Genomic DNA, 11146 nt, shown 5'->3' on the forward strand with positions numbered 1-11146 from the left:
AAGACGCCTCGGCTGCGCCATCGGTACTGCTCGCCTTCGGCATCGCGCACGGTCGGGCGTGCTGGTGCGTGTGCTCGGACGGCTCGCCTGATGAGTGCTGAGGTCGTCTGGTTAGGCGGTGCGCGAGGTGATCGGCTTGGTGATGTCGTCTTGGCGTGGGGCCGGCATCAGGCGTGGCGGGATGTCCAGGCCTGCTACGCGGACCTGGTTGCGGCCGTTTTCCTTTGCCTTGTAGAGGGCGGCGTCGGCCGAGTGCTGGGCGGTGGCCATGTCCGGGCCGTTGTCCGGGATCACGGCCACGCCGATTGAGGCCGAGATGGCCTGCAGGGACGCGCCTTCTGGTTCTGGGGGCTGGATTTCGCGGCCGTACAGAGTGACGACGTTGCGGTGCTTGTCGGTCGTGGGGACGGCTAGCGAGCCGATGGCCTCGCGGATGCGTTCGGCGATCGTTACGCCTTGGGCTACTGGGGTGTCCTTCAGCGCGACCACGAATTCCTCGCCGCCGTCCCGGCCCGCCACGTCGCCTGGGCGGAGCTTTTCGCGGAGGATTCTGCCCACTTCGGCGAGGACTGCGTTGCCAGCTGGGTGGCCCCAGGTGTCGTTGATGCGCTTGAAGTGGTCCAGGTCGATTACCAGGACGGTCATCGGTTCGCCGTCGATTCGGCAGCGTTCGGCCAGGCGGCCCGCGTACTCGGTCAGGCCGTTGGTGTTGAGGAGGCCCGTGCGGTAGTCGGTGTGGGCGTCTGCTGCCAGGCGTTGGTGGAGCTGTTCCTGTTCGCGGAGCAGCCGTTCCAGGTGGGCCCGGCGTTCGCCTGCGCGGGACAGCAGGGCGTTCACGAGGATCACCGGGACGACCAGTAACAGAGGGCCTACCCAGTGGGAGGTCATGAGCATGCCCAGCATGGCGCCGGCGCCGAGGGTGCTCATTTCGAGCATGTTGTCGACCTTGGAACCCAGGAAGTCGAGGACCTTGGAGTCCGGGGTGACGATTTTGAAGGCCACGGCGACTGTCATCACCTGGATGAACCAGTAGAGGACCGCCGTGATGGCCAGGACCAGGACCAGGCCCAGGTCGGTGGGGACGTTGCCGGTTGCGGCCAGAGAAACACCCGAAAGGTGGACGACGGTCCACGAGAGGAGGGTGGAGGCCAGCATGGAGGCGGTGCCGAAGACGAAGCGGTAGGGCTGGCGGCGGGCGATCGGCTGGATCAGGATGCGCATCCAGATCGTGGCGATCACGGCCAGGCCGCCGGGTAGGGCCACGGCTGCTGCGAAGGTCCAGACCGAGGTCAGGTCGATGTGGGGGCCTGAGGCCTCGTTGCGGCGGGCCTCTTCCGCTCTGCGGACGACGGTCAGGTGAATGGTGATCGCGGCGAGGAGTGCGCCGAAGCGGAGCCAGTCGGACGGCGAGACCGTCGTGAGTTTTGTTAGCAGCCAAATGGAGGCTGCTGCTACGGCCGCTTCGAGCACGAAAAAGTACGCGATCGCACTAGGCGCAACGGTCCAAAGGTCCCAGTTGCGAATCGGAGTCAAGCCGAGTGCCCGCGATCGCCTGCGATCAGTCAAACTGTTCTTCACCACGACCCCCTACGCTCATGGCACATCATGAGCAAAGCCGCCGCTGACCAGGTCGTAGACCTACCGCGCTGCTGCTCGCCGCAACGAGGAGGTGCCTCCCATGTGCAACCGTGACTTCTAGCGCCGCCTTCCTCTTCGCGACCCGACTTCAATCGCACCTGGATCATCAGGTGCCTACAGTACGGATATCGCTAATGGTGACCGTTCTGTTTCAGATTGCCACCGCCTTCGTGTCGTTGCGACCGCGTGCGCGTCGCCAGGCGATGGTGGCTTGAGTCGCCAGCAGCAGTCCGATGCCGCCCGCTCCCGCGATCGTGGCCGTGATGGAGCCGATCGAATGGGCGACCACACCGGCCAGTGCCATTCCTCCGCCCTGGCTCGAGCGCAGCGCGGCCCGGCCAATGCCATAGGCCCTTCCGCGGTACTGATCCGGTAGCAGCCGCATCCAGGCTGAACGAGCAGGCGTGTGATAAGCCCCGCCTATACCGGCAATCACCAGCAGAACGATCGTCCAGGTCAGGTTCGGGTTCAACGCGAACAGGATCAACGGGCCCAGCGACAGGATCGCGAGTGGACCGATCAGCCGTTCGCGCTTCGCCGGATCCCGGACGAGACGGAAGAGCAGCGCCACACCCAGCACGTTCGCCGCGGGTTCGATGGCGAGGATCAGGCCTGCCGCCCAGGCGGCGTTGAAGCTGACCGCGAGCGGGACCGCGAGGCCTTCCGGAACCATCGCGAGGCCCGCGAGCAGGCGGACACCCAGCAGCGTCCTCAATCGCGGCTCGGACACCATCAACGTCAGCGCACCGCGGGGCTCGTCGTCCTTCTTCTTGCGGCCCAGGGGGTCCGCGGCCGGACGGTGCTTCACGGAGACCTGCACCAAGATCGCTAGGAGGACGAACGTGCCGGCGTTGATCGCGAGCGCCACGCCGGCGTTGGTGCCGGCGACGAGGAAGCCCGCGGCGGCGAGGCCGGCCATCTGAGCTATGTCGACGGACGTGCCGAACAGCGCCACGCCGTCGTCGTAGCGGTTCGGCGGGAGCACGTGCGGGAGGCTTGCCTCCTGAGCGGCGAGGTACGGCGAGGAGATCGCCAGCACCGCCACCAGCAGCGCGATCATGGCCCAGAGCGGCATGCCCGGAATGGCCATCGTGGCCATGAGCACTGCCTGCAACCACGCGGTCGTCACCATTACCGTGCGTCGCGGGAACCGGTCGGCGACCCAGCCGAGCAACGGGCCCGAAATCAGTGGTGGGAAGAGTGTCAGCGCCCAGGTGAGAGCGGTCCAGGCAGTGGATTCTGTTCGTTGGTACACGAGCAGTGACAATGCGACTGCCGCGAGCTGGTCACCGGCTGTCGATACGGTCGAACCGATCCACATGGCGCGGAACTCACGCAAGCCCACGAGGTCGCGGAGAGCGCCGCGGGTCGTCATGCGGCTCCTCGGCGGACCGGGCCTCGCGCGCGGCGAATCAGCACGTCCTGATTCGATCTACGCCGAGTCACGTCGCCCCCGCCGGTGGTAATCAATTTCTATCGACAATCACGGTAGAAGCTGCCTGACCGTTCAACGTCTGTCCTACCACAGTGTGTACCTAAACGGAGCAGGCCAGTTACCTAAAGTAGTTACAATAGCGAAACGTAGGGCTGATCTTCTTCACAGTTGACCTCGGGTTCGCCTGATTGGACCCCAAATGGTCACAGTCTGTGTCAACCGGTGCCAAACGGGTGTCACCTGCTCGGCCAACCGGTGCAACCCGCTCCGACTCCTGCCGTCAGAACCGGCAATTAGCGAACAGAGGAGAACGTACCCGCGCTCGGGAGTGCCGCGGAATAGGCCGCGCAGTTTGTCATGCCAGTCACCCGCGAGGATCTGGCAACTGTGGAGATCTCCGTTTCCTGCCCGCGTTGTCTAAACCGGTTTCGCGGGCAGGAAACGATCACTAACGTCGGCGAATGGATGCCGTTGGCGTCACGAACCAGCCGATAACGTCAGGTGAGCATCAGCCTTTGGCCGCGATACGACGGCGCCGCGCGACCTCGGCCAGCACGACACCCGCCGCAACCGACGCGTTGAGCGACTCGACGCCCGTGGCCATCGGGATCGACACGGTCTGATCGCAGGTCTCCTTGACCAGACGGCCGAGACCGCGGCCCTCCGAGCCCACCACGACGACCAGTGGGCCCGTCGCGAGCTCCAGACCGTCGACGTCCACGTCGCCGTCCGCGTCGAGGCCGACGATCATCAGACCGGCCTCGGCCCAGTCACGCAGCGTGCGGGTCAGGTTGGTGGCCATCGCGATCGGCAGTTTGGCCGCCGTACCCGCGCTGGTCCGCCACGCCACCGCCGTCATCGACGCACTGCGCCGTTGCGGAAGCACGACGCCCTGAGCGCCGAACGCCGCGGCCGAGCGCACGACGGCACCCAGGTTGCGCGGGTCCGTCACGCCGTCGAGCGCCACGAGCAGCGGCGGCACGCCAGCACGCTGAGCGAGCTCGAGCAACTCGTTCGGGGTGGCGTACTCGAACGGGGGAACTTGCAGCCCGAGGCCCTGGTGCATCGCGCCGCCGGTGATCCGGTCGAGCTCACCGCGGGCCACCTCCAGCACCGAGATGCCCCGGTCTGCGGCCAGACGCACGGCCTCGGCCACGCGGTCGTCCGCGTCGATGCCCAGCGCCACGTACAGCGCCGTCGCCGGCGTGCCCGCGCGGAGACATTCCACGACGGGGTTGCGGCCCGCGACCGTCTCGGCCTGGGCCTTCTCGGTCTTCTGGCGCCGCTGGGTCTTCACGGCCTCGGTCTTCGCGGCCCGAGTGGCCCGCTTGTACGCCGGGTGGTTCGGGCGTTCCGACGCCTTGGGGGTCGGACCCTTGCCCTGCAGGCCCTTGGACTTCTGCCCGCCGGAGCCGACGACCGCGCCCTTCTTCGAGCCCGGATTGCGCATCGCGCCCTTGCGCTTGGAGTTGCCAGCCACGGAAGTCAGTCGTCCTTCAAAGTCCACTGCGGACCGTCGGGGGTGTCCTCGACGGCGATGCCCGCTTCGAAGAGCTGGTCGCGCAACGCGTCGGAGCGTGCGAAGTCCCTGCTCTTGCGGGCTTCCTGGCGCTCGACGAGCAGCCGATCAACCAGCGTGGTGAGTGCCTGTCGCATGCCGAGGTCGGCAGACGACTGGTCGTTCCACTTCGGCGACAACGGGTCGACGCCGAGGATGTCGGCCATCCGGCGCACGCACTCGGCCGCCTCGCGGGCCTTGTCGTGGTCGCCGTCGGCGAGTGCCGTGTTGCCCTGGCGCACCTTGTTGTGCAGTGCCGCCACGGCTTGAGGCGTGTTCAGGTCGTTGTCCATCGCAACGACGAAGTCCGGGCACATGTCGCCCTGCAGCTCGACGCGCCCGGCCCGTTCGACGACGCGCCGCAGGAACGACTCGATGCGGCCGTACGCGGTCACCGCCTCGTCCAGCGCGCCTTCGGAGTACTCGATGTGCGAGCGGTAGTGCGGCGCGACCAGGTAGTACCGCAGTTCCTGCGCACGAACCTTGTTCAACATCTCCGGGATGGAGACGGTGTTGCCGAGTGACTTGGCCATCTTCTCGCCGGACAGCGTCACCCAGTAGTTGTGCATCCAGTAGTTCGCGAAGCCGTCACCAGCCGCGCGTGACTGGGCCTGCTCGTTCTCGTGGTGCGGGAAGATCAGGTCGAGTCCGCCGCCGTGGATGTCGAACGTGCCGCCGAGGTACTCCGTGGCCATCGCCGAGCACTCGAGGTGCCAGCCTGGTCTGCCGTGGCCCCACGGCGTCGGCCAGGACGGCTCACCGGGCTTCGCGGACTTCCACAGCGTGAAGTCGCGCGGGTCGCGCTTGCCGCGCACCGCGGTCTCGCCCTGCTCCACGGCGTCGAGCTTCTGCCCCGACAACGCGCCGTACTCGGGGAACGAGCGCACGTCGAAGTAGACGTCGCCGTCGACGTCGTACGCGTGGTTCTTGTCGATCAACCGCTGCATCAGCTCGACCATCTGCGTGATGTGGCCGGTGGCGCGCGGCGCGTAGGTCGGTGGCAGGCAGCCGAGGGCGTCGTAGGCGTCCTCGAAGGCGCGCTCGTGCGTGTACGCCCAGGCCCACCACGGCTGGTGGTGCTCGGCGGCCTTGGTGAGGATCTTGTCGTCGATGTCGGTGACGTTGCGGACCAGCGTCACCTCGGCGCCGTCGCGGGCCAGCCAGCGCCGGAGGACGTCGAAGTTCAGGCCGCTGCGGACGTGCCCGATGTGCGGGATGCCCTGCACGGTCGCCCCACACACGTAGATCGACGCCGTTCCGTTGACCTGCGGGTGGAACTCCCGCATGGACCGGCTCGCGGTGTCGTAGATGTGGAGGCTCACACGGGAATGGTACGGGCCACATCCAAAAGAGCGTTCGGGCGGTCACTCGTCGGAACTGGGTTGACGAGCCGGAAGGAGCAACCGATCGCCTCCGCTCCGCCGTCCGCCTCCTCGCTGTCGCCGACCATTACGGCGTTGCGGGGATGGACGCCCAGCCGTTCACACGCGGTGGTGAAGATCTTCGGGTCCGGCTTGATCACGCCTTCCTCGTAGGAGAGGACGAACTCGTCCACGAGGTGGGTGAGGCCGAACCGCTCGAACACCGGGCGGATGTCCCAGCCGATGTTGCTGACGACCGCGACGGGGATCTCGGTGAGGTGCTCCAGCGCCGCCTTCGTGTCCGGGTAGGGCTGCCACGACTCGGCGTCGATCAGCTGGTCGTAGAGCGCCTCGGCGTTCGGCACGTTCGAGTCGTTGAGCACTCGCACGTGCACCCAGCGGTGGACGTCGGGGTCGAGGTCGCGGCGGTGCCACGCGTCGACGAGCTCGGGGTCCATGTCGTCGGCGATGCCGACCGGGGCCGTGAGCGCACGCATCAGGTCCGCGTTGGACGCCAGCTCGGGGTGCTCGAGCCGGAAGAGCGTGCCGGAGAAGTCGAAGAGCGCGGCGTGGATCGTCACGCTCCCGACTCTACGTTCTCTTCGGCTAGGTGGTCTGGACCTTTTTCAGCTCCGCCTCTACCGGGCCCGGGTCGTAGGACAGGTGCAGCTGCAGGTTGCCGGAGCCGCGTTCGGCGGCGTCCACGAAGTCCTGCACGAACTCCTCGATCTGCGTGAGCGGCTCGTTCGCGAGTTGCGCGGCCGTTTGGTACAGCACGGAGAACCGGGCGGGCGTCGGCGTGCCACGCAGGTCGGCAGACCAGTCGAGCAGCTTCTCGTACTCCTCGACGAAGCGGTTGGCGAGCTGCCGGATCCGCTCGCGGTCACCTGGCCGGCCGGCGCGGCCGAACGCCCACTGCTGCTTGCCGGGGGACAGCAGCTCCGCGATGCCGTTGACGATCCCGTCGAACACGCGCGAGCGGGTCATGAAGTGGTCGAGCGCCTCGGTGTCCGTGGTCAGCGCGCGCCTGGGCGAGGCGACGCCCATCTCGTGACTGGTCCGCTTGTCCTCGAGCTTGTTCAGGTGCAGCGCCAGCGTGTCCGCGAACAGCTGGTACTCCCAGCCGGGCTGCGGACCGTCGATCTTCGCGCCGACCTTCGCGGCGATCATCCCGGCGAACTCGCGCGGGGTGCGGCTGCGCAGGTCGATGTAACCCGTGCCGACGCGCAGGGCGGGGATCTCGGTGTCGTCGAACCGCGCGGGCAGCACGTACTCGGCATCGGAGATCAGCGCGCGGTCGAACGCGGACTGGCGCTCGTGCTTGGTCCACATCTTCCGCGCGTAGGCCTCGGAGATGAACATCACGCAGAAGCGGGAGTCGTGCCGGTAGATCTGGTCGAGGTGCTCGACGAGGTTCTTGCCCCAGAGATCGGCCTGCTCGTCGGTGTCGTAGAAGCGGGAGACGCCTAGTTCGGTGAGGTGGCGGGCCACCTCTTCGACGTAGTCGCGGTTTTCGCCGGCGAAGGAAAGGCACACGTCGTACTTGGGCACCTCGAGGAGCTTAGTGGCGGGAACCACACGCCCAGCGGGGGAGTTGTCCAGTACATGGCTGCGGGGATGATCTGGGCGATGTCGCTACCCGGCGTGGTGACGATTTTGTTCGTCATGGCCGTGATCGAGTGGGTGGCGCGGCGCAAGAAGGGCGGCACGCCTCTCGCGACGATCAGCTTCGACGAACTGGGGGCGACGTTCGAGGGCGCCAAGCGCGACGAACTGGAGCATCGCAAGGAAGAACGGCAGCGCCGCGACGAAGAGGGCGACGGCGCGCCGCCGCGAACCAAGATCGACCTCGACGGCGGCACTGCCGTCATCAAGCTGCCGGACTAGAGGTTGCCGGTGGTCTTGGAGACCTGCACACGGACGATCACGCGCACGTTGTCCGTGCCGATGTCGCCCTTGTAGTCGTCGCCGGTGTACTTGTGCGCCAGCTCGTTGATGAGGTCGAACCCGCCCTCCGTGGTGAGCGAGGCCTCGCCGCGGAACTCCGTGTAGCTGTACGGGTTGTTCTGGTCGATGACGGTGATGCTCACCCGCGGGTCGCGCTTGAGGTGACGTTCCTTCGCGCGGCCGACGGTGGTGGAGAACAGCACGTCGTCGCCGTCGCGCTTGATCCACACGACCGACGTCTGCGGGCTGCCGTCCTTGGCGAGCGTTGCGACGGTCGCGTAGTTAGCGCTGTCTAGGAGACTGCGCTGTGGTTCTGAGAGGGTGGCCATGGCACGAGCAACGCCGTGGCGATCGCCGCGATTCCCTCGTTCCGGCCCGTGAGACCGAGACCGTCGGTGGTGGTGCCGGCCACCGAGACAGGGCCGCCGACGGCCTCGGAAAGCGTTTTCTGGGCCTCGTCGCGGCGCTTGCCGATGCGGGGCTGGTTGCCGATCACCTGCACTGTGGCGTTTCCCACACGGAAGCCTGCTTCTTCGACGAGGCGGCGGACCTCCGTGAGGAGAACCACTCCGTGCGCGCCGGACCAGCGCGGGTCGGACGTGCCGAAGACCTCGCCCAGGTCACCGAGGCCCGCGGCGGAAAGGAGCGCGTCGCACAGCGCGTGCGAGGCCACGTCGCCGTCGGAGTGGCCGGCGCAACCGTCGACGCCTTCCCACAGCAGTCCGGCGACCCAGCACTCGCGGCCGGCTTCGATCGGGTGGACGTCGACGCCCTGGCCGATTCTCACGCTTGTTCTCCTGCGAACAGTGCTTCCGCGACCGCGAGGTCGAACGGGGTGGTGATCTTCATGGCGTGCGCGTGCCCGGGAACCGTGTGGACCTTGCCGCCGTTCTTCTCCACAAGACCAGCGTCATCAGTCGCGGCAATACCGGAGCAATAGGCGGCTTTGAGAGTCTCGGCGCGGAAACCCTGCGGGGTCTGGACGACCCGCAGACCGGCCCGGTCAGGTGTGGAGACGACTACTCCGACCTCGTCCACCTGCTTGATCGTGTCGGCCACCGGAAGAACCGGGATGACGGCGTCGTGCCCGTCGCGCACCGCGGCCACGACGTCGGCGATGACCTGGGGAGGAGTGAAGGCGCGGGCAGCGTCGTGCACCAGCACGATGGAGGTGTCCGGAATCACGCTGAGCGCGTGTTCGAGGGCGAGTCGCACCGAGTCGGTGCGTTCGGCGCCCCCTGAAAGCACGTGCACCGCCCCGCCGGCCGGGGCCAGCGAGGCGGTAGCGGTGTGCACCAAGTCCACATCGGACGGTGGAGCGGCGATTACCACGTGCTGAACCTGGCCTGACGCGAACAGACCTTGAACGGCACGGGTCAAAAGCGGTACCCCGTTGACCGGCACGAGCGCCTTGGGCATCCCGTAGCCCAGACGCTCTCCCCGCCCTGCCGCGGGCACGAGCGCGACAACACTCATGTTCGCGACTTACATCCGATGCTCTGTGTGTTTTGTTTTGAAAACTAGGACGCGGTGGCGAGAACTTCGTCGAGGAGAACCTCGGCCTTGTCCTCGTCGGTGCCCTCGGCCAGCGCCAGCTCGCTGACCAGTATCTGCCGAGCCTTCGCCAGCATCCGCTTCTCGCCGGCGGACAACCCGCGATCCTTCTCGCGCCGCCAGAGGTCGCGCACCACTTCTGCAACCTTGTTCACATCGCCGGAGGCGAGCTTCTCAAGATTGGCCTTGTACCGCCGAGACCAGTTGGTCGGCTCCTCGGTGTGGGGAGCACGCAAGACCTCGAAAACCTTGTCGAGTCCTTCTTGGCCGACAACGTCACGCACGCCTACGATTTCGGCGTTGTCAGCGGGAACCCGTACGGTGAGGTCGCCCTGCGCTACCTTGAGAACGAGGTACTTCTTCTCCTCGCCCTTGATCACGCGGGTCTCGATTGCTTCGATGAGAGCGGCACCGTGGTGCGGGTAGACGACGGTCTCTCCGACCTTGAAAACCATGTGTCCTCTGCCCCTTTCGATGCCTCCATCCTAACACGTCCGGCAAGGCCGCGAACGCCGCTCGATGATCCGTTAGTGCTGGTCAGGGCCATGCGGGGGGTTGACAAACCACCTGTTCGCGTGCAAGGTACGACTCAGCGAAGATCGAATGGCACCACGTCGCGTCCTGGATTCGGGTCCCGGTTAGGCTCCTCGCCTGGTGGTTGTTCCCTAGGAAGGACGCTGGAGCCGTGAACTCAGGAGTGTCTCGCCGGTTGATCGTTACGGCAGCGCTGGCCGCAGGCCTCGGCCTGGTGGCGGTCGGCTGCAGCGCCGGTCAGATCACCCAGACCGACACCCAGGTCGCCGCAGTCGACGGGGCCAGTGGAAACGCGGGCCCGATCGCGGTGCGCAACGTCGTGCTGGCGTTCCCGCCGGACGGCAACCGCTACCACAAGGACGACGACGTCCCGCTGACGTTCGTCATCGCGAACACGGGCGAGAACACCGACAAGCTCCTGTCGATCAAGTCCGACGCCGCTGAGGCCGAGGCCGAGGTCGTGGGCAGCAAGGAGATCCCGTCGCGGTACGCGTTGCAGGCCGAGTACGACGCCTCGAAGGCGCCGACGAAGACCTCCGCGCCGTCGTCTTCTGTCGCGCCGTCGTCGTCGAACGCGCCTGCGTCTTCTTCGTCGGTGTCGCCGACCTCCGGTGCGCCGTCGTCGTCCTCGGTCGCGCCCACCTCGGGTTCGACGCCGCCGTCGTCGTCCGGTTCGGCCGCGTCGTCGTCCGGCCGCCCGTCGGGTTCGTCCTCGGCCTACCCGAGCGCGTCCGCGATTCCTGACGACCTCGAGGTGCTGCACATCCGCTGCACGCTGAAGAAGATCAACCGCGACATCGTGGCGGCGCAGACCGTGAAGATCACGTTCCTCTTCGAGAAGGCCGGTTCGGTCACGCTCGAGGTGCCGATCGCGCCGTCCGAGCACAAGCGCGTGAGCGAGGGTCACGGCACCGAAGGCCACTGACCCCCTGAAGCCCGAGAACGCCGCTCCCTCCTGGCGAGGGGGCGGCGTTCTCGCGTTGTGCGTCAGGCCTTGAGCATCGGGCGGAACTTGTCGCGGTAAGCCCAGGCGAGGCCGATCTCGGCGGCCACGACGAGCAGCGCGGTGACGATGCCCGACGGCTCCAGGAAGACGTGGAACAGGAAGATGTTCACGAC

12 protein-coding genes are annotated in these 11146 nt (G+C 66.9%); 2 read left to right on the forward strand and 10 right to left on the reverse strand.

Going from position 1 to position 11146, the window contains the following annotated elements; genetic code table 11:
* Positions 1-111 precede the first annotated feature (111 nt).
* The 6 genes from UK23_RS11220 to UK23_RS48520 all read right to left on the reverse strand — a co-directional run bounded on the left by UK23_RS11220 (position 112) and on the right by UK23_RS48520 (position 7543).
* Positions 112-1581 carry a GGDEF domain-containing protein gene (locus UK23_RS11220; RefSeq protein WP_231114461.1) on the reverse strand — a complete coding sequence of 490 codons (1470 nt, stop codon included), beginning with the start codon at positions 1579-1581 and terminating at the stop codon, positions 112-114.
* Positions 1582-1789: 208 nt separating this feature from the next.
* The gene (locus tag UK23_RS11225) at positions 1790-3013 is read right to left on the reverse strand and encodes an MFS transporter (protein ID WP_045311383.1); all 1224 of its coding nucleotides are present in this window, start codon (positions 3011-3013) and stop codon (positions 1790-1792) included.
* A gap of 568 nt (positions 3014-3581) precedes the next feature.
* Positions 3582-4553 (reverse strand): 23S rRNA (guanosine(2251)-2'-O)-methyltransferase RlmB, encoded by a 972-nt coding sequence (gene rlmB / locus UK23_RS11230; protein WP_045311384.1) that lies wholly within the window; start codon positions 4551-4553, stop codon positions 3582-3584.
* Positions 4554-4558: 5 nt separating this feature from the next.
* Positions 4559-5953: a cysteine--tRNA ligase gene (cysS, locus tag UK23_RS11235; RefSeq protein WP_045311385.1), complete on the reverse strand. Its 1395-nt coding sequence runs from the start codon at positions 5951-5953 to the stop codon at positions 4559-4561.
* Entirely contained in the window at positions 5950-6573 is a 624-nt protein-coding gene (locus UK23_RS11240) for an HAD family hydrolase (protein ID WP_045311386.1), read from the reverse strand. The genes cysS and UK23_RS11240 overlap by 4 nt, the downstream gene beginning before the upstream one ends.
* A gap of 25 nt (positions 6574-6598) precedes the next feature.
* Positions 6599-7543, reverse strand: coding sequence for a toll/interleukin-1 receptor domain-containing protein (locus UK23_RS48520; RefSeq protein ID WP_196777701.1), 945 nt, complete (start codon positions 7541-7543; stop codon positions 6599-6601).
* 66 nt (positions 7544-7609) lie between these two features.
* Between UK23_RS48520 and UK23_RS11250 the strand changes: the two genes are divergently transcribed.
* Positions 7610-7879, forward strand: coding sequence for a DUF6191 domain-containing protein (locus UK23_RS11250; protein ID WP_052684566.1), 270 nt, complete (start codon positions 7610-7612; stop codon positions 7877-7879).
* Here UK23_RS11250 and UK23_RS11255 read toward each other — a convergent pair.
* Genes UK23_RS11255 through UK23_RS11270 form a run of 4 tightly spaced genes read right to left on the reverse strand, consistent with a single transcriptional unit; the run spans position 7876 to position 9948 of the window.
* Positions 7876-8268, reverse strand: a complete 393-nt coding sequence (locus UK23_RS11255) for a PPOX class F420-dependent oxidoreductase (protein WP_045311388.1) — start codon at positions 8266-8268, stop codon at positions 7876-7878. The genes UK23_RS11250 and UK23_RS11255 overlap by 4 nt on opposite strands.
* The gene (gene ispF / locus UK23_RS11260; protein WP_045311389.1) at positions 8232-8726 is read right to left on the reverse strand and encodes a 2-C-methyl-D-erythritol 2,4-cyclodiphosphate synthase; all 495 of its coding nucleotides are present in this window, start codon (positions 8724-8726) and stop codon (positions 8232-8234) included. Before ispF ends, UK23_RS11255 begins: the two co-directional genes overlap by 37 nt.
* Complete coding sequence (gene ispD, locus UK23_RS11265; protein WP_045311390.1) at positions 8723-9415, reverse strand: 2-C-methyl-D-erythritol 4-phosphate cytidylyltransferase; 693 nt, start codon at positions 9413-9415, stop codon at positions 8723-8725. The genes ispF and ispD overlap by 4 nt, the downstream gene beginning before the upstream one ends.
* 44 nt (positions 9416-9459) lie before the next feature.
* The gene (locus UK23_RS11270; RefSeq protein ID WP_012782996.1) at positions 9460-9948 is read right to left on the reverse strand and encodes a CarD family transcriptional regulator; all 489 of its coding nucleotides are present in this window, start codon (positions 9946-9948) and stop codon (positions 9460-9462) included.
* A 230-nt stretch (positions 9949-10178) separates the two neighbouring features.
* Between UK23_RS11270 and UK23_RS11275 the strand changes: the two genes are divergently transcribed.
* On the forward strand, positions 10179-10952 hold the full coding sequence (locus UK23_RS11275; RefSeq protein WP_045311391.1) for a hypothetical protein: 774 nt from the start codon (positions 10179-10181) through the stop codon (positions 10950-10952).
* The last annotated feature ends 194 nt before the right edge of the window (positions 10953-11146 follow it).

The sequence above is a fragment of the Lentzea aerocolonigenes genome (assembly GCF_000955955.1).
In the GTDB taxonomy this organism is placed as follows: domain Bacteria; phylum Actinomycetota; class Actinomycetes; order Mycobacteriales; family Pseudonocardiaceae; genus Lentzea; species Lentzea aerocolonigenes_A.